Source organism: Acinetobacter sp. GW821-FHT09D10, assembly GCF_059416285.1.
Window position 1 is genome coordinate 103,598 of sequence record NZ_JBWKOW010000006.1, and the last position, 16,060, is coordinate 119,657.

At 37.7% G+C, this 16,060-nt stretch carries 16 protein-coding genes; 7 read left to right on the forward strand and 9 right to left on the reverse strand.

The features are described from left to right. Nucleotides 1-72 precede the first annotated feature (72 nt). A complete protein-coding gene (gene sppA / locus AC07M3_RS14015; protein ID WP_005038834.1) occupies nt 73-1,089 on the forward strand; it encodes a signal peptide peptidase SppA in 1,017 nt (338 codons plus the stop codon). Nucleotides 1,090-1,110: 21 nt separating this feature from the next. Then, nucleotides 1,111-1,920: an alpha/beta fold hydrolase gene (locus AC07M3_RS14020; RefSeq protein ID WP_375037868.1), complete on the forward strand. Its 810-nt coding sequence runs from the start codon at nt 1,111-1,113 to the stop codon at nt 1,918-1,920. A 69-nt stretch (nt 1,921-1,989) separates the two neighbouring features. Here the strand turns inward: AC07M3_RS14020 and purN are convergent, their stop codons facing one another. Together purN and purM are read right to left on the reverse strand one after the other, a co-directional pair. Further along, nucleotides 1,990-2,619 carry a phosphoribosylglycinamide formyltransferase gene (gene purN / locus AC07M3_RS14025; RefSeq protein ID WP_092706577.1) on the reverse strand — a complete coding sequence of 210 codons (630 nt, stop codon included), beginning with the start codon at nt 2,617-2,619 and terminating at the stop codon, nt 1,990-1,992. Next, complete coding sequence (gene purM, locus AC07M3_RS14030; protein ID WP_004643711.1) at nt 2,616-3,686, reverse strand: phosphoribosylformylglycinamidine cyclo-ligase; 1,071 nt, start codon at nt 3,684-3,686, stop codon at nt 2,616-2,618. The genes purN and purM overlap by 4 nt, the downstream gene beginning before the upstream one ends. 135 nt (nt 3,687-3,821) lie before the next feature. Between purM and cxpE the strand changes: the two genes are divergently transcribed. From cxpE to AC07M3_RS14050, 4 genes are all read left to right on the forward strand, one after another. Continuing rightward, complete coding sequence (gene cxpE / locus AC07M3_RS14035) at nt 3,822-5,015, forward strand: chloramphenicol efflux transporter CxpE (protein ID WP_045429480.1); 1,194 nt, start codon at nt 3,822-3,824, stop codon at nt 5,013-5,015. A gap of 20 nt (nt 5,016-5,035) precedes the next feature. Next, nucleotides 5,036-5,734 carry a DnaA regulatory inactivator Hda gene (gene hda / locus AC07M3_RS14040; protein WP_003650214.1) on the forward strand — a complete coding sequence of 233 codons (699 nt, stop codon included), beginning with the start codon at nt 5,036-5,038 and terminating at the stop codon, nt 5,732-5,734. A 335-nt stretch (nt 5,735-6,069) separates the two neighbouring features. Continuing rightward, nucleotides 6,070-7,920: a rhombotarget A gene (gene rbtA / locus AC07M3_RS14045; RefSeq protein ID WP_307011368.1), complete on the forward strand. Its 1,851-nt coding sequence runs from the start codon at nt 6,070-6,072 to the stop codon at nt 7,918-7,920. 15 nt (nt 7,921-7,935) lie between these two features. Then, nucleotides 7,936-10,350, forward strand: a complete 2,415-nt coding sequence (locus AC07M3_RS14050; protein WP_307011370.1) for a CSLREA domain-containing protein — start codon at nt 7,936-7,938, stop codon at nt 10,348-10,350. Nucleotides 10,351-10,442: 92 nt separating this feature from the next. Here the strand turns inward: AC07M3_RS14050 and AC07M3_RS14055 are convergent, their stop codons facing one another. From AC07M3_RS14055 to AC07M3_RS14075, 5 genes are all read right to left on the reverse strand, one after another. Next, on the reverse strand, nt 10,443-10,832 hold the full coding sequence (locus AC07M3_RS14055; RefSeq protein ID WP_004790640.1) for a DUF3106 domain-containing protein: 390 nt from the start codon (nt 10,830-10,832) through the stop codon (nt 10,443-10,445). Then, the gene (locus AC07M3_RS14060; protein ID WP_494567585.1) at nt 10,822-11,142 is read right to left on the reverse strand and encodes a hypothetical protein; all 321 of its coding nucleotides are present in this window, start codon (nt 11,140-11,142) and stop codon (nt 10,822-10,824) included. Before AC07M3_RS14060 ends, AC07M3_RS14055 begins: the two co-directional genes overlap by 11 nt. Then, complete coding sequence (locus tag AC07M3_RS14065; protein WP_005045802.1) at nt 11,132-11,746, reverse strand: RNA polymerase sigma factor; 615 nt, start codon at nt 11,744-11,746, stop codon at nt 11,132-11,134. Before AC07M3_RS14065 ends, AC07M3_RS14060 begins: the two co-directional genes overlap by 11 nt. A 159-nt stretch (nt 11,747-11,905) precedes the next feature. After that, nucleotides 11,906-12,682 carry a TrmH family RNA methyltransferase gene (locus tag AC07M3_RS14070; protein ID WP_494567586.1) on the reverse strand — a complete coding sequence of 259 codons (777 nt, stop codon included), beginning with the start codon at nt 12,680-12,682 and terminating at the stop codon, nt 11,906-11,908. A gap of 59 nt (nt 12,683-12,741) precedes the next feature. Continuing rightward, a complete protein-coding gene (locus AC07M3_RS14075) occupies nt 12,742-13,713 on the reverse strand; it encodes a class 1 fructose-bisphosphatase (protein ID WP_092706565.1) in 972 nt (323 codons plus the stop codon). Between the two features lie 184 nt (nt 13,714-13,897). On the opposite strand from AC07M3_RS14075, the gene AC07M3_RS14080 reads away from it, so the two are divergent. Beyond that, nucleotides 13,898-14,083 (forward strand): NF038105 family protein, encoded by a 186-nt coding sequence (locus AC07M3_RS14080; RefSeq protein ID WP_003650227.1) that lies wholly within the window; start codon nt 13,898-13,900, stop codon nt 14,081-14,083. Between the two features lie 58 nt (nt 14,084-14,141). Here the strand turns inward: AC07M3_RS14080 and pal are convergent, their stop codons facing one another. Both pal and tolB read right to left on the reverse strand, forming a co-directional pair. Beyond that, nucleotides 14,142-14,702 carry a peptidoglycan-associated lipoprotein Pal gene (gene pal, locus AC07M3_RS14085; RefSeq protein WP_009393712.1) on the reverse strand — a complete coding sequence of 187 codons (561 nt, stop codon included), beginning with the start codon at nt 14,700-14,702 and terminating at the stop codon, nt 14,142-14,144. 27 nt (nt 14,703-14,729) lie between these two features. Further along, nucleotides 14,730-16,010, reverse strand: coding sequence for a Tol-Pal system beta propeller repeat protein TolB (gene tolB / locus AC07M3_RS14090; protein WP_004643698.1), 1,281 nt, complete (start codon nt 16,008-16,010; stop codon nt 14,730-14,732). Nucleotides 16,011-16,060 lie beyond the last annotated feature (50 nt).

A 16,060-nucleotide genomic window follows, 5' to 3' on the forward strand; every position in this document is an offset into this window, starting at 1 on the left:
ATTATTTAGACAGTTTTTATCAAATCAACGTATATAATGACATCATTTTAGATTAATTTGGATTGGAATTTTATGTCCGATTGGCCGCCAAAACCACAAAATGAACCTATAATCCCTAAACAAAATGGACCAGAATGGCAAATTCTCGAGAAGGCTGTACTTGCCTCTGTAGAGGAACAGCGTCGAAGTCGCCGTTGGGGTATCTTCTTTAAAACATTAACTTTTATTTATTTATTATTCATTATTGTACTCATGGGCAAAGGCTGCTCAACCAGTAAAGAAGGATCTGCTGTAAGTAGCAGCAGTGCTCATTTGGCAGTGGTAGATATTATTGGAACTATTGACGCTTCAAGCAATCAATCTGTGAATAGTGAAGATACCAATAAAGCGCTTAAGCGTGCTTTTGAGGCATCAAATAGTAAAGCTGTTGCACTTAATATTAACTCACCTGGCGGTTCTCCTGTTCAGTCTGATGAAATCTGGCAGGAAATTCGTTATTTGAAAAAACAGCATCCTGATAAGAAGGTTTACGCCGTTATTGGTGATATGGGTGCATCGGGTGCGTACTATATTGCTTCTGCTGCAGATGAAATTATTGTCAATCCATCGAGTTTAGTGGGCTCAATTGGTGTCATCATGCCTAACTATGGGATTACTGGTTTAGCTCAGAAACTTGGTATCGAAGATCGCACTTTAACAGCAGGAACGAATAAAGACATTTTAAGTATGACAAAACCGATTGATCCTGCACAAAAGCAGCACATTCAATCTGTTCTTGATAATGTTCATACTCACTTTATTACCGCAGTTAAAGAAGGACGTGGAAAGCGTTTGAAATCGAATGATCCAGCTATTTTTTCTGGTTTGTTCTGGACTGGTGACCAAGCAATCCAGTTAGGTGTTGCTGACCGTTCAGGTAACATTACGAGCTTGATGCGTGAGCTAAACCTTGATAATAAAGTTGACTACACAATTGAGCGTAACCCATTACAATCAATTTTAGGTCGTATGGGTGCACAAATAGGGCAAGGGGTAAGTGAATCTATTGCTCAAGAAGTGCAGACTCGTCAAAGCGCAAAATTACAATAAAATCTGTTTTAGGATAGCGGTATGTCAATGAAACCAGTTATACACTTTGCTCATGCGAATGGCGTACCCTCAAAAGTGTATCAAAAACTGTTTGACCAGTTGAAAGGGGAATATGACATTATTTATGTTCCCCTGATTGGTCCTGATAAGCGTTATCCTGTGACTAACCATTGGCCTTCTTTGGTTGATCAGGTGATTGATAGTATTGTGCGGCAGGCGAAAGGACGTAAAGTCATTGGACTTGGGCATTCTCTTGGTTCAGTTTTAACTTTGATGGCTTCTTTTCAGCGCCCTGAACTCTTTTCTCAAGTGATTATGTTAGACCCGCCTCTTATTTTAGGACGATATTCATTTGCTTTTCATATGGCAAAATTATTTCGTCCTAAATTGGTTGATGCGATGACACCAGCTGGCTTATCTGCACGTCGTCGTGAACATTGGGAATCGAGAGAACAGGCTGCTGAATTACTGCGCCCTAAAGGTTTCTATAAAGATTTTGATGAAGATTGTTTTCAAGCTTACATTGACTATGCTTTAAAAGAAGACTCGGTCCGCGGTGGAGTTACTTTAACTATTTCTCGTGAAGATGAAGTTGCAATTTTCCGTAAAAATCCTTCTTGGTGGTGGCTACCTATGCCAAAACCTAAGATGCCCGTACATTTAGTGGTGGGGGAAAAAAGTGATTTCTTAAAAAGAGGCTTTCCTCAAATGGCAAAGCGAAAAATGGGAATCCCATTTACTGTAGTTGAAGGGGGACATATGTTCCCTCTAGAACATCCTATTGATACGGTGAACTCTATAAAGAAATTGATTCATACTCAGCCAAATTAATTTTTAAAATTATAAAAAAAGGACATGCTAGCATGTCCTTTTTTTATTTTTGCTTTTAAGTAAAATGCTTTACCAATTTGCAAAACGAATAGGGTGCTTAAGAACTTGATCACGGAAATAAGCTTGGCCATTTTTCCATGTAAGTTGACCATTACATATCCACTCTGCTACTTGTGGGTAGATAAAGTGCTCAAGTGTATGTACTCGATCTGCTAATGAAGCGGCAGTATCATGTTCTTTAACTGAAATAGCGGATTGGGCAATTGATTGACCAGAATCTAGTTCAGCCGTTACAAAGTGTACGGTACAACCATGTAAACGATCACCTGTGTTTAAAACACGTTGATGAGTGTTCACGCCTTTGTAAGCTGGAAGAAGTGAGGGATGTATGTTCAGCATTTTCCCTTGCCATTTATTGACAAAGGTGGGAGTTAAAATGCGCATGAAGCCGGCTAAAATAACTACATCCACTTGCCAAGCCAACAGTTGTTGATGCATTGCTTCATCAAACACTTCACGAGTTGGAAAGTCTTTATGCGAAATAACTGCCGTAGCAATATTGGCTTTTTGAGCACGCTCTAGGGCATAAGCATCTGCTTTATTAGACAGTACACCTACAATTTGCCCTGATAGATTTGCATCTATCAAGGCTTGTAAATTACTGCCGTTCCCAGAGACTAGAACAGCAATTTTTATCATGCAAAGATCACACGAATTTTTTCGTCTGCACCTTCCACTGATTCAGCATTTTCTTGGATGTGTCCGATTTTCCAAGCTTTTTCACCTTGAGCATTAAGCACTTCAATTGCTTTTTCTGCATCATTTGCATCAACCGCAATGACCATACCTACGCCACAGTTAAACGTACGGTACATTTCAAAGCGTTCTACATTGCCTTCGCGTTGTAGAAGTTGGAATAACTCAGACCATTCCCAAGAAGCTTCATCAATGACAGCTTGTGCACCATTTGGTAATACACGAGGTAAGTTACCTGGTAAACCGCCACCAGTGATGTGTGCCATAGCATGTACATCAACTTGTTTGCATAGCTCAAGAACTGGTTTTACATAAATACGAGTTGGCTCCATTGCTACATCAGCAAGAGGACGGCCATCAATCGTTTGAGTTAAATCAACATTTTTAACGTCTAAAATTTTACGTAATAATGAATAACCATTTGAGTGAGCACCACTTGATGCAACACCAATAAGTACATCACCAGACTTTACTTTAGAGCCATCAATAATTTTACTTTGCTCAACAACACCAACAGCAAAACCAGCAAGATCGTAATCTTCGCCTTCATACATGCCTGGCATTTCTGCGGTTTCCCCACCTACAAGTGCGCAACCTGCAAGCTCACAACCTTTACCAATACCAGTAACAACATTTGCAGCAACGTCAACATTTAAGTGACCAGTTGCATAATAATCAAGGAAGAATAATGGTTCTGCACCACAAACTAAAAGGTCATTTACACACATAGCCACAAGATCTTGGCCGATTGTGTCATGACGATTAAGATTAAGTGCCAAACGTAATTTAGTTCCTACACCATCGGTTCCAGAAACTAAAACAGGCTCTTCATAACCTTTAGGAATTTTGCATAGTGCACCAAAGCCACCAAGTCCGCCCATTACTTCAGGACGACTTGTACGTTTAGCGACTGACTTGATACGATCGACCAGTGCGTCGCCCGCTTCAATGTCGACACCCGCATCTTTATAGCTTAAACCGGTATTTGGGGTAGAAGTTGAGTTGCTCATAAATGAAGTCTCCGCATTGGCGGCAGATTATAACCTGAATATACGAAACTCTTATGTTATTTATGCTCGAAAATGCTATCTTTAATAAAAATATTTTTTCATTTATAACGATTAAATCAAAAAAGGCTAGATTTTATGCAAGATCGTATACTGCGCCGTATTTTTTTACTCGCAGGTATTGTATTGCTGGTATGGGTATTGTACTTACTCAAGCCTGTAGTCATTCCTTTTATCGGCGCTTTTTTCCTGGCTTATTTATTCAGTCCACTTGTTGATGTTCTGGTAAAAATCAAATTGCCTCGCTGGTTAGCAATTAGCGTGGTGTTTATAGGAATAGGTGTAACTTTAACCATCGCTTTGTGGTATTTGGTTCCTCTAATCTGGAAACAATTGGTTTATGCCCGAGATAGTATTCCAGCTGGTATTCACTGGATTAACGCTACCTTTTTGCCTTGGGTATCTTCAACTTTTAATCTCCAGGCAATGGAAATTGACACAGAGCAGATGTCAAAAGCTGTGATGGAATATGTTCAAACCAATTATAGTGCCGATAGTATTCAGTCAGTGTTATTAAAATTGGCCCAGTCTGGTTTGAATTTTATTCAGATTGGTGGAACAGTTGTTTTAATTCCAATTATTGCTTTTTATTTTTTACTAGACTGGGATCGTATGTTACAGAACTTACGTCGTCTCATTCCACGTCAATATGAAGCAACTACCTTGCAAATCGTTGGTGAATGTCATAGCGTTTTAGGGGCATTTGTTAAAGGTCAGTTTCTCGTCATGCTGTTGCTAGGCATAGTATATGCGGTTGGTTTGCAGCTCATTGGTTTGGAAGTTGGTCTTATTATTGGTATGGTGGCTGGCCTTGCCAGTATTATTCCTTATTTAGGGTTTGCAGTAGGTATTATTGCAGCGGTTATCGCAAGCTTGTTCCAGTTCGGATTGGACTGGATGCATTTATTACTCGTTGGTGTAGTTTTTATGATTGGCCAAGCGGTAGAGGGCTATATTCTACAGCCATTCTTACTGGGCGATAAAATTGGTCTATCTCCTGTAGCAGTTGTTTTTGCAGTATTGGCAGGCGCGCAACTTGCAGGGTTCTTGGGAATGTTAATTGCATTGCCTGTTGCGGCTGTTATTGTAGTGTTGTTGAAACACTTAAGAGATAACTATGAAAGAAGCTCACTTTACGCTTCACCGTCTGCGTTAGTCATACAACAAGGTGATATTGAGCAAATTCATGTAGAAACCGAAAGCACTAAGCTTGATCTTGAGGTTAAAACACAGCAAGATACAGATAAACTGAAACCATCTGACCAGAAATAATTTCAAGGTTAATTCGATATATGCGTCAACTCCAACTGGATATAGAACCTCAACTTGATGCTCGAATCAGTGATTTCTCGGGACCAAGTTGGGGGAATGTAGTCGATGCTGTGCGTCAACTACATGCTGGTCTAGTCAGTAGGTTTTACATCTATGGTGGGGCAGGGACAGGTAAGAGTCATTTACTTTCCGCAATTTGTGACTCTTATTTAGAAATAGGCAAATCTGCGATTAAAGTTTCTTTGCTTGAACTCCTGGATGCTCCTATCGAAGCAATTACTTCTTTAGAGCATTATGACCTTGTTGCTCTGGATGATATTGAATCGATTAGTGGTGTTCCTCATTGGCAAAAAGCTGTCTTTCATTTAATGAATAATCACGAAGGGCAGTTGGTATTTTCTTCGCGTGTAGCGCCTATTGAATTAAAGTTGGAATTACCAGATTTACAGTCACGACTTACCCAAGCTGTCAGTGTTAAAGTGCCGAGTGGAAGTTTATATGCGGACCGCTATGCTTTGGTGACATCTGTAATGTCTAGACGTGGTATTCATTTTGATCAGCAAATTGTTGACTATTTATTGTTACATGGCCCTCATCAAGCTTCTCTTTTGCTACAGACAGTTGCCCAATTAGAAAAATTGCTCAAAGGCGAAAAAACAAAACTTTCAAATGCAACTTTAAGACAAATTTATGCTTTGATTGATGAATATCAACAATAGATATTCTTTCATTTTGCTTTATTGCATTGTCTAAATTTATAAAAACCTATTAAAAATAGAGTCTCTGGCACAAGATATCTAGTTTCAGAGCACTTGCCTATATATCTTTTTAAATCTCTTTCTAATTTTTAATGGTTCACATTTTTGTATTTAAAAAAGTTTTTTAAATGTATGAAGCTTTTTGTAATCTGGTTCAAAAATGACTCTACAGACCGACCAAAATGTCTTGAGAAATTCTACTTGCTGTGACAAAGTACGCACAAAGGATGCGATTGCAAAAGTAAAATTTTTGCAATATTGACAAAAAAAATGAAAAAAGATGTAAGGAGATGGGTATGCTCAAACGGAGCATTGCTTTTGCTTTATTGGCTGCTGCTGGACACGCTTATTCTGCCGATATTCAAGTCACAACTACAATTGATGAAGACGTCGATAATACAGTCTGTTCATTACGTGAGGCTGTAGAGCTGTTAAATAAGCGTAACTCAAGTAATTCTACAGATGTAGATTCTGTAAAAGAGGGTTATCACGGATGTAAAGGTAGTGACTCAACAAACATTATTCTGCAAAGGGATAAAGAGTACACACTTAATGAAAAAATAAAGATCACAGCACCTTTAACAATCAGTACTGTTAAGAATGATTCTACGTTAGTTGATACCGATCAGCCAGGTTCACATAACGCTACAATAAAAATGATTGGTACAGATGGGTTATTTATAGTTGATGATGCAAGTGTTGAAAAAGCATCGATTTCTGTTTCGCTAACTGATCTTAACTTACAAGGTGCGGGTTTAAAATCTAAAGCCGTCACTGGTGGGTTGATCGATAATCATGAAATGTTGAAGATCCAAAACTCTCGTTTAATCGATGGATATGCAGCTCAAGGGGGAGCAATTTATAATAGAGGGCTTGTCACAAAAAGTGGCCAGACTTATGGTTTCGTCACTATTACCAATACTCTTATTCAGAATAATAAAGCAACAGAAGGTGGAGTAATTTATAGCGAGCAGCCTTTGTATTTGGTCACTCAGTCTGTGATCCGAGATAATGAAGCTAGTTCAGCAGCTGGATCACTTTTTTTTAATGCAAATAAATTTGATGATGCAAGCACAGCTGGATACTTAAGTCAGCGCGCTACCGGATTGAGTAACAGTACTTTTTTCCACAATAAAGTAGGTTTTATTGCAAATATTCGAGATGGAATGTTTGTTAATAACATTACCATGATCAAAAATGACAAAGGGCTATTTCTAGATGCCCCGCAAGGTAATGCTTCTATTTTAAATAGTATTTTAGTTGGGAATACAATCAATTGTCAGGCTAGTACTGCTGATAAAGCAATCATACAAAGTAATTTAGTTACAGCAGAATGTAATAGGAATGCGACCTCAAAACTTCCAAATATTATCTATCCTAATAATGAAAAATTAATTGCAGGAACTACAGATGAAGGTGTCTGTGATGTAACAGCAAAAGAAGGATTGTTATGCCCATTTAGCACGCCTAAAGATAGCTTCTTGGGTTTTTTTAAACCTCGACTGTTAGAAAGTTATAATACTTTAGCTGATTCCTTAATTATTAATAAAGGTCGTTTATATAGTGACGCCACTTCAGTCGGATTAGCAAGCTGTGAAAATGTTGATCAACGTGGGAAAAAACGTAGCGGTTATGATGAGCTGTGTGATCTAGGCGCAATCGAATATATTTTAAACACAGAGATGTCTTCAGTAGGTCAAGATATTAGATACGGCCAAGTTGCTAAATTTAATATTTTGGGTTCTTTAAGTGAAGCAGATCTAGTGACTCCAGCTACATGCAAACGTTTATTTGGAGAGCGTGCTGATGGAAAAGAATGGCAACCAGGATGTCTTCGAATTAAACAAAGTACGGATACTCCAGTTTCTAAAGGTACTATAACTCTAGATCAAAATGGAAATGTAATTTATACACCAAATGGTAACTGGCATGGTGCAGATATTTTTAGCATTCAGGTTATTACGAGTGTTTCTCGTTTTAATGAAGGCGTAGAGTTTCAATATATTACTATCCCAACAAGAATTGTTCAGGACCCTGTATCTGGAATTGAAGACAAATCTGTCAGTACTGGAGGTGGGGGTAGTGTTGGTGGCGGCTTTATTTTAAGTTTATTAGGTTTAATTGCTTTGCGCCGTTTCAAGTCATAATCAGGGATGAGGACTATGAAAAATTATAAAAAAGCATTATTAGCATTAGCTGTGCTTGCAAATATACCACTTTTTGCAGATACCACAAATAAAAGAATTGAGGTTACAACTTTTGCTGATGAAGATGGTGAAAATGCTAATGCATGTTCATTAAGAGAAGCTATTAAAGTTGCAGAAACTCGTAAATCCGCCTATGGATGTACTGTTTTTAGTTTGGATGCCGATCAGGTAATTCAACTAAAAGCAGGGACTTATACTTTAAATAAAGAATTAGTACCAAATGCTAATATTTCTATTTATGGTTACGGAGAACGCGAGCAAGATAAAATTTGGTCAGAAAAGAATGTATTAACAAATGATTATCCTGCATTACCACTTCTTCAAACTCGTATTAATGCAGCAGGCAAGTCACGTATATTTAATACAGCAGAAAATCAAAAAGCATTATTTTTGCAAAATATTATTTTAGAAAATGGTATGGCTTCAAATCAAGGCGGGGCTATTTATGCGGGTGGTAATGTTACCTTATTAAATACTCAAATTTTGAATTCACAAGCACTGAAAGGTGGAGCTGTCTTTCTTGGTGGTAGTGGGGTGAATTTATCGGTAACTCATTCCTTATTGCAAGGCAATCAGGCAACGACTGGTAGTGTGTTAGCAATGAGTTGTAGTAACGGTACCGAGTATTCCAAACGTGATGTTACTCTTACATCTTCAAGTATTATCAAAAATGGTTCAAATAATTCTGCTAGTACATTTGAATTTTGTGGTGAACCGAAAGTTGAATTTACTATTAATACGATTGCTCAAAATATCGCAAATACTGTAAATGGAGTGATTTTGAAATTTACAGGAGATGCGGTTCCGGGTACTACAACGAATCCATCAACCATTCTAAGTGGTGGAAGTAGTTTAAAATTACAAAATAATACTATTGTCCAAAACAAGGCCCACACTACTTTTCTCTACGATAGTTTAGGTGGAAAAGAATTAACGTTTAATATAATTGGATTTAACACAGATGGTTATTCTTGTCGATATTTGGCAGGCTCAGCAGCTGATTTGAAAAACTCTGGTCTTAGATTATCTTTTAATGCACTAAATTTAAGTAATAATACTGATAAATGTGATTTACCAACAGAAATACTTTCTTCAGCTAATAAGACAATTGATATTTCAGGTGTTCCATTTAGTGCTTTACTTGAGCGCCATGAAGCTGCAGCAGTAACAGGCTTCTTACCACTTTATTTTCCATTAAAATTGCCCTCAGGAAAAGAAGATCTGATAGATGTAGATTCTGATGGTAAAGCTGTATGTGCTAATATAGATCAACGTGGTTTAGCTCGACGCCCAACTAATAAATTATATTATCAGCCAGATAACATTGCTCGTAATAGCTGTGATATAGGTTCTGTAGAATTAATGAAATTGACTGCTGGTGATTTAAGAGGTTTAGGCAATGAATCACTTACTACTTTACTTGAGGGATATCAAACACAATATGATACTGTAGAAAAAAATCTCACTAATCCACTTTATTCATATTTATGGGATACCTTAAAAATAGATTTGGCAAATTATAAAAATCTTCTTGATCAAACTAAGGCAAATGCAAAATATCGAGCTATCTATATTGATTTGAAGGCAAATGGTTTACCTTTGCCAAATGAAGGTAGTAATCATATATTAAAATTTTTTAATAGTACGGACTATAATATTAATCTTGAATCTGTTGGAACAGGACTGATAGACGATAAAGTGACAAGCGTCAAAAAAGACGATAGACTTTTTTGTGAATGGAATAGTGCTTTACAGCAAATTATATTCTATCGATCGGATGATATTACTACCCAAGCTGGTGATTACAACTATTGTAAATATACGATTAGTACTAAAGATGGTTCTACGCAAACATCCGGACTGTTAGAAGCCCGATTTGATAATGTTGCACCAGTAGTAAATAATGACAAGGTAATATTCCAATATTTAGCAAATGAAATAATTCCATTAAATTTACTTAAATATGCAAACGATGATGGAGATGGGCCAGTTAGTGTACTTATTACAAAGCCTAATAAGCCTCAATTTGCGGACTTACCAATTTATTTACCTAGTAAAAGCTCAAAAGATGGAATTTTTACGGTCGTGAAGGCAGATAGAGAAGGTCCTTGCCCAGGTGATGATAAGGATAATACTTGTTATGGTGGTAATATTTATATTCAGGCTAAAAATAGTTTTAATAACTTCAATGATACATTAACTTATTACGTATATGACGCTGATAATAAAATTTCAAATGCTGGTACTCTAAGTTTAGTTAGTAGTAATACTGCTGCTGGTGGAGGGAGTAGTGGCGGCGGCGGTAGCTTAGGAATTCTATCTATAGCATCTTTACTTGGTTTAGCGGTCTATAGACGCTACCGTAAATAAACTATATAAAATAAAAAAGCCTCCAATTGGAGGCTTTTTATGGAAACTCTATAAATCATGAAACTCACGGTGTGTGAACTTCACATACTATATTAATGTTCTAAATACTTATTCATATATTCTTCACGAATAGCTGTTCTTTCTTCACCATTCGCTTTAAGCATACGCTGGCGTAAATCATTACGTTCCTGTGTACTCATTTTTTGCCATGCTTCACGCATTTTTTCTTTTTCAGCATCGGGGAGCTGAGTAAACCAGTCCATACGTTGCTGTAGGTTCGTACTTTGATTCGCTGGTAACTCTTTTAAGCTCTGGTAACGTTTAATAACTGCACGTTGTTCCTCTTCAGAAAGGGCATTCCATGTGTCATCAACTTGTGTATTGGCATCTTTAGAAAAAATCCAAAATCGTTCAAAACCTGCAAAACTGGTTTGCAAGAAACTTAATGAACAAAGGATAAGAGCTAATTTTTTAGCTGCCATGTTGTACTTTATCCTCACCCAAGACCATTAGCATTTCTAAATCTTCCACCATTTGTGGGGATAATTTAGGATTTACAATCACTTGATTTTGTGGCTTATCAACAATATCTGCTGAATTAGGTAAAATTACAAAACCTGTGATCGCTGCTGCAAGTGCAAAACCAGACATTTTCCAGACACTATAAAAAGAGGCTGGTTTTTGTTCAATATGGTCAAGCACATGATTCATGACCACTGTTTTATTTTTATGGTGATGTGCCAAACTATCAAGTTTAGACGTCACCTTTTTAGTGAAATCATCATGATTCATCAGAACCTCCCAAGGGATTTAAATGGGCCAAGTACTCTCTAAGTCCCTGAATTGCTCGGTGATAATGGGTTTTTACACTACCTTCGGTACAGTTCATGATCTGAGCTGTTGTGTGTGTGTCAAAACCTTCCCATGCACGTAACATAAATGCCTGTTGTTGACGAACTGGTAGCTTTGAAATCGCTTCTCGAATTTCTTCGATAGTCACTGCTTGATCGAGAAAATCCGCAGGATTAATGGCTTTTTCATCAACTACATCAATAATTTCGTCGTCGTCATTGTCCAGACTAACTTTTTTGAAGAATGAAAATGGGTTTGCTCTACGAGATTCTTTGCGGCGCCAATCCTGAAGTTTGTTGTTTAAAATCGTATAAAACAGGGGATACCATTCTTCAGTACTTTTATCGGCATAAGATTTGTGTAAAGCAATAAATGCTTCTTGAACCAAATCCATTGCAATACCTTGTTGACCTTGGGTAGCACTCTCCATCATCACCAAAGCACGACCAGTTACATCTTGCATGAAAACTTTCAGGCGTTGCTCAGCCGTGCTTGCATGAGCACTAGATGTTTCCGATCGAGACTTTTTCGGTGCTAAATCCATGGAGATGGAAAATCCTGTCATTGGACATACCCACCTTATCTTCAATATATCTCTTATATAACGTTGAAAAGAGGTGGGAGGTTGACAACAATCGGCTATTTTTTACTAGTGTAATTGATTTTTTTCACAAATATGTGAGATGTAAAATAAATTAACGTTTTATTGGCGTTGACGAACCATCTCAAAAAAACAAATAGATCCTGCAATTGCTACGTTTAATGACTCTTGCCCACCTGGTTGAGGAATAGTCACTGATTGTGCGTGATCTAATGCGTAATCACTAGCACCTTGACCTTCGTTTCCTAAAATCCATACACAGGGTTTTGAAAGATCTTGTGAATAGAGGCTTGTTGAGTGATGAGAGCTCGTAACAAAAACTGGAATTTGAAATTTTGGAAGAATATCTGTGAGTTGGAAGTTTTCAAAACAATGTAAGCTAAAATGAGCTCCCATACCTGCTCTTAAAACTCGTGGAGACCAAAGTGATGCAGAGCCTTGTGTGCAAATAATTTGTTTAATATTTGCTGCTGCTGCTGAACGTAGTAAGGTGCCTACGTTACCAGGATCTTGGATATTTTCTAAAATCAGGGTATCTACGTTGTAATCGATTGTTGATGAAGTTTTAGGCAGATCGATAATAGCCAAACAAGGAAGACTCGTACCTAATGTACTCAAATCTCTATATAAAACTTCACTAATAACAAAGATATGACCTTGATGCAGTTCGATTATTTCTTTTAAATCTGCGTGTTCTAATGCTTGTTCTGTCGTAAATAAAGAGAAAAGCTTCTTCTGTTGCTGTAGCCAAGCTAAACAAAGATGGGTACCTTCAAGGACTGTTTGCTGGTGTTTTTTTCGGGCGTTACTAAGTTCGATTAATCCACGCAAATGTTTAATTTTTGCATTGTCTTTTGATTCTAAAAAAATAACAGCCATAAGGAAATATCCAACAAAAGGGCACCATCATACTATGATGCCCTAAGTAATTAAAATTATTAATGATAACTTGTTACGCGTTCAACTTCATTTTTAGAACCAATAATCACAGGAACTCGTTGATGAAGTTCTGTTGGTTCAATGTCTAAAATGCGAACACGGCCTGTAGTTGATGCACCACCAGCTTGTTCAATGAGCATACTCATTGGATTTGCTTCATACATTAAACGTAAGCGACCCGCTTTTTTCGGATCTTTTAAGTCATATGGATAAAGGAAAATACCACTGCGGCATAAAATACGGTGAATATCACCCACCATACATGCTACCCAGCGCATGTTGAAATCTTTTTCACGAACAGAGGTTTTACCTGCAAGTAATTCATCAATATATTGTTTTACAGGATCTTCCCAATGACGTTGATTAGAAGCGTTAATTGCAAACTCTTGAGTATCTGCTGCAACTTGAACATTGTCAGTAGTGAGCAAGAATGTTTGAGTTTCTGGGTCTAAAGTAAAGAATGCTACGCCATTTCCAACTGTTAAAGCCATCATGGTTGATGGGCCATAAAGTACATAACCAGCAGCAACTTGCTGTGTACCAGCTTGCATGAAATCTTCTGCTTGTGTTACCGCATTTTTTGCCGGCAGAATAGAGAAAATTGTACCTACACACATATTAATATCGATGTTACTTGAACCATCTAATGGGTCAAACAAAACTAGATATTTACCATTTTCTTGGGCTGGTGTGAATTCATCAAGCTCTTCAGAAGCAAGACCACCTACTTGTGGATGAACTTTTAATGCATCGATTAAATAGTCATTAGAAATCACATCAAGTTTTTTCTGTGTTTCACCTTGAACATTTTCATTGCCAGCACTTCCTAAAATACCAGCGAGCGCGCCTTTTTGTAAGGCTAGATCGATAGTTTTACAGGTAGTGGCGATAGTATCGATGACTTGAGCCAACTCCGGTGTTAGATTCCCTTTTTGTTGTTCTAAAAATTGGGACAAGGTGAGGTTGGACATAGAAAATAGCTCCTGTGCTTCAAGCATCAAAATGAGTCAGATAAATACGTGGCATATTCTAGATGAGAATGTCACAAAATAAAAATTATCTTACTTTATTTGTGTTGGATTTATGCTTACAACCCCCATTTTAAGTGGTATGTTGATTATATAACAACGGACTGTATATTTTAGGAGAATCGAAATGACAACAAAGAAGTTTGATGCGACCCCAACGGCAGGTGAACCAATCAATCTAGATGAAATTTCGAAAGAGAATGTTCAGGATGCTTGGAAAGATTATGAGGCAAAACCTGAATATAAAGATTTTAATAAGCATGATTTGATTGAATCGATGCAACATTCTGAAGAAGAAAAGAAATCTTCCTAAGTTTTGTTGTTATAAAAAAACGCTCATAAAAATATGAGCGTTTTTTTATGCGTATTCTTTATTTTAATAAAGGAGGCACTGCTTCATAATTAATTTCAACGCGGCGATTTTCTTTCCACGCAGATTCATCATGTCCTGCATTAACAGGAGCTTCTTTACCATAACTTACAGCTTCAAGTTGCTGTGGGTTTACGCCATTGGTAATTAAATAACTTTGCACAGCTTTAGCACGACGCTCACCTAATGCCATATTGTACTCACGTGTACCACGTTCATCTGTATGACCAGTTAAAGCAACTTTTGAATTTGCATTTGCCATAAGAAATTGTGCGTGAGCTTGGAGAGTTTGATAGTCTTCAGTAGATAAGTCACTGCTGTCATAATCAAAATGAACAACGCGTTTAGCCAAAGCAGCTTTATTTGCCTCAGTTACACCTTTCGATGAAGCACCTGCCAAATTTTGAGCATTTAATGCTGCATCTTCACTTAAACCAGAAGTGTTTACCGTACTTGGATTTGTACCAGTTGTTGTAGTCGCTGCCGGTTTGCGGCTAGCACAACCTGTCATCACAAGTGCTACGCTAAGAAAGGGTAAAGCTAAATATTTGATTGATTTCATGATCATCTCCATCAATGGAATTAAAAGTTATTTTGGTGCCCATGCCGGTTCACGTACTTCACCTTGTTCACTTGGTAAATTCATACGGAAACGTCCATCAGTAGACATAATAGACAACAACCCACGGTTGCCTTCACGAGTTGCGTAGACCACCATTTGCCCATTTGGTGAGAAACTTGGTGATTCATCTAAACTGGTTGGGGTAAGAATATTGGTGATGCCAGTATTAATGTCCTGAATTGCAACTTTATAACTGCTGCCACTTGGGCGATGAACAAGAGCAATCTTTTTGCCATCTGCACTCAGAGTTCCACGTGCATTAAATGAACCTTTAAACGTTAGACGTTTTACTGAGCCATCAGCAAAGGTATAACGATAAATTTGGGCAGAACCACCACGGTCAGAAGTAAAAATAAACGATTTTCCATCTGGTGTATAACGTGCTTCAGTATCAATTGCCGAGTCGTTTGTCATACGTTTGACTTGGCGAGTTGATAAATCCATTTGATAGATTTCAGGGTTACCATTCATAGATGCTGTAAATAGCATTGATTGGCCATCAGGTGAAAAACTCGGTGCGCCATTTAGGCCTTTAAAGCTTGTGAGTACTTCACGCGTCCCTGTAGATAAATCTTGTAAATAAATTGCTGGACGTTTGGTTTCAAACGAAACATAAGCAATTTTCTTGGCATCAGGTGTCCATGCCGGAGAAAGAATTGGATCACGAGATGACAAAACAGTTTTTGGTTGTTCACCATCCGTATCTGCAATTTGTAAAGTATAACGTTCAGCAGGAGTTGCCGGATTTCTGAGAACATATGCAATACGGCCACTAAAATCACCCGGAATGCCTGTAAGTGCCTGATAAATAGCATCACTTACCATATGGCCAGCTTGACGTATGCGTGAAGCAGGTACATTTAAAAGTTCATTTAAAATGTATTGCTGCTTTTGCACATCATAAAGTTGGTAATGAACTTCAAAACCTGTAGCTGTTTGTTTAATTTGTCCAGTAACTACATATGGAATTCCGGCAGCTTGCCAGTCAGAAGCTTGGATCTGATTGATTGCAGCATTAGCAGGTAAATTTTTAGATGAGCTTGTAAAGCGTCCTGAACGGTTTAAGTCAGTTTCAACAATAGGAGAGAGCCCATTGTCATTATTAAACGGGACAATAGCAATTTTAGGTGCCTGATCTGGTGCTTTAGCAATTTCCAGATATAACTGGGCAAAAGCAGTTGTAGAAGCTAGAGGGCTTAATGCGGTGATCAATGCTAAAGATAGCAGGTGTTTGCGGCTCGTATTCATAAGTTTAAAGTCATAGCTGGTATTTTTGTGACTGTTGATTTTGTAGCATA

Excerpts from the sequence above, each read along its gene's own strand:
- sppA (WP_005038834.1), top strand. The coding sequence starts at position 73 with ATGTCCGATTGGCCGCCAAAACCACAAAATGAACCTATAATCCCTAAA.
- AC07M3_RS14055 (WP_004790640.1), bottom strand. The coding sequence starts at position 10,832 with ATGGCAGCTAAAAAATTAGCTCTTATCCTTTGTTCATTAAGTTTCTTG.
- AC07M3_RS14020 (WP_375037868.1), top strand. The coding sequence starts at position 1,111 with ATGTCAATGAAACCAGTTATACACTTTGCTCATGCGAATGGCGTACCC.
- AC07M3_RS14080 (WP_003650227.1), top strand. The coding sequence starts at position 13,898 with ATGACAACAAAGAAGTTTGATGCGACCCCAACGGCAGGTGAACCAATC.
- purM (WP_004643711.1), bottom strand. The coding sequence starts at position 3,686 with ATGAGCAACTCAACTTCTACCCCAAATACCGGTTTAAGCTATAAAGAT.
- hda (WP_003650214.1), top strand. The coding sequence starts at position 5,036 with ATGCGTCAACTCCAACTGGATATAGAACCTCAACTTGATGCTCGAATC.
- purN (WP_092706577.1), bottom strand. The coding sequence starts at position 2,619 with ATGATAAAAATTGCTGTTCTAGTCTCTGGGAACGGCAGTAATTTACAA.
- AC07M3_RS14075 (WP_092706565.1), bottom strand. The coding sequence starts at position 13,713 with ATGTCCAACCTCACCTTGTCCCAATTTTTAGAACAACAAAAAGGGAAT.
- tolB (WP_004643698.1), bottom strand. The coding sequence starts at position 16,010 with ATGAATACGAGCCGCAAACACCTGCTATCTTTAGCATTGATCACCGCA.
- AC07M3_RS14050 (WP_307011370.1), top strand. The coding sequence starts at position 7,936 with ATGAAAAATTATAAAAAAGCATTATTAGCATTAGCTGTGCTTGCAAAT.
- AC07M3_RS14065 (WP_005045802.1), bottom strand. The coding sequence starts at position 11,746 with ATGGATTTAGCACCGAAAAAGTCTCGATCGGAAACATCTAGTGCTCAT.
- AC07M3_RS14060 (WP_494567585.1), bottom strand. The coding sequence starts at position 11,142 with ATGAATCATGATGATTTCACTAAAAAGGTGACGTCTAAACTTGATAGT.
- cxpE (WP_045429480.1), top strand. The coding sequence starts at position 3,822 with ATGCAAGATCGTATACTGCGCCGTATTTTTTTACTCGCAGGTATTGTA.
- AC07M3_RS14070 (WP_494567586.1), bottom strand. The coding sequence starts at position 12,682 with ATGGCTGTTATTTTTTTAGAATCAAAAGACAATGCAAAAATTAAACAT.
- pal (WP_009393712.1), bottom strand. The coding sequence starts at position 14,702 with ATGAAATCAATCAAATATTTAGCTTTACCCTTTCTTAGCGTAGCACTT.
- rbtA (WP_307011368.1), top strand. The coding sequence starts at position 6,070 with ATGCTCAAACGGAGCATTGCTTTTGCTTTATTGGCTGCTGCTGGACAC.